Genomic DNA, 1311 nt, shown 5'->3' with positions numbered 1-1311 from the left:
GTGACTGCGTACCTTTTGTATAATGGGTCAGCGACTTATATTCTGTAGCAAGGTTAACCGAATAGGGGAGCCGAAGGGAAACCGAGTCTTAACTGGGCGTTAAGTTGCAGGGTATAGACCCGAAACCCGGTGATCTAGCCATGGGCAGGTTGAAGGTTGGGTAACACTAACTGGAGGACCGAACCGACTAATGTTGAAAAATTAGCGGATGACTTGTGGCTGGGGGTGAAAGGCCAATCAAACCGGGAGATAGCTGGTTCTCCCCGAAAGCTATTTAGGTAGCGCCTCGTGAATTCATCTCCGGGGGTAGAGCACTGTTTCGGCAAGGGGGTCATCCCGACTTACCAACCCGATGCAAACTGCGAATACCGGAGAATGTTATCACGGGAGACACACGGCGGGTGCTAACGTCCGTCGTGAAGAGGGAAACAACCCAGACCGCCAGCTAAGGTCCCAAAGTCATGGTTAAGTGGGAAACGATGTGGGAAGGCCCAGACAGCCAGGATGTTGGCTTAGAAGCAGCCATCATTTAAAGAAAGCGTAATAGCTCACTGGTCGAGTCGGCCTGCGCGGAAGATGTAACGGGGCTAAACCATGCACCGAAGCTGCGGCAGCGACACTATGTGTTGTTGGGTAGGGGAGCGTTCTGTAAGCCTGTGAAGGTGTACTGTGAGGTATGCTGGAGGTATCAGAAGTGCGAATGCTGACATAAGTAACGATAAAGCGGGTGAAAAGCCCGCTCGCCGGAAGACCAAGGGTTCCTGTCCAACGTTAATCGGGGCAGGGTGAGTCGACCCCTAAGGCGAGGCCGAAAGGCGTAGTCGATGGGAAACAGGTTAATATTCCTGTACTTGGTGTTACTGCGAAGGGGGGACGGAGAAGGCTATGTTGGCCGGGCGACGGTTGTCCCGGTTTAAGCGTGTAGGCTGGTTTTCCAGGCAAATCCGGAAAATCAAGGCTGAGGCGTGATGACGAGGCACTACGGTGCTGAAGCAACAAATGCCCTGCTTCCAGGAAAAGCCTCTAAGCATCAGGTAACATCAAATCGTACCCCAAACCGACACAGGTGGTCAGGTAGAGAATACCAAGGCGCTTGAGAGAACTCGGGTGAAGGAACTAGGCAAAATGGTGCCGTAACTTCGGGAGAAGGCACGCTGATATGTAGGTGAAGCGACTTGCTCGTGGAGCTGAAATCAGTCGAAGATACCAGCTGGCTGCAACTGTTTATTAAAAACACAGCACTGTGCAAACACGAAAGTGGACGTATACGGTGTGACGCCTGCCCGGTGCCGGAAGGTTAATTGATGGGGT

Annotated in this window: 1 rRNA gene; it reads left to right on the top strand. The window is 52.6% G+C overall.

Features of this window, described 5'->3' with window-relative positions:
- Positions 1-1311 (top strand): 23S ribosomal RNA (locus ACJHYD_RS24455); the annotation flags it as partial.

Source organism: Escherichia sp. WS1368 (assembly GCF_046487485.1).
Lineage (GTDB): Bacteria > Pseudomonadota > Gammaproteobacteria > Enterobacterales > Enterobacteriaceae > Escherichia > Escherichia coli.
The sequence above is the reverse complement of the archived record's forward strand: the minus strand, read 5'-3'. Positions and strand labels throughout refer to the sequence as shown.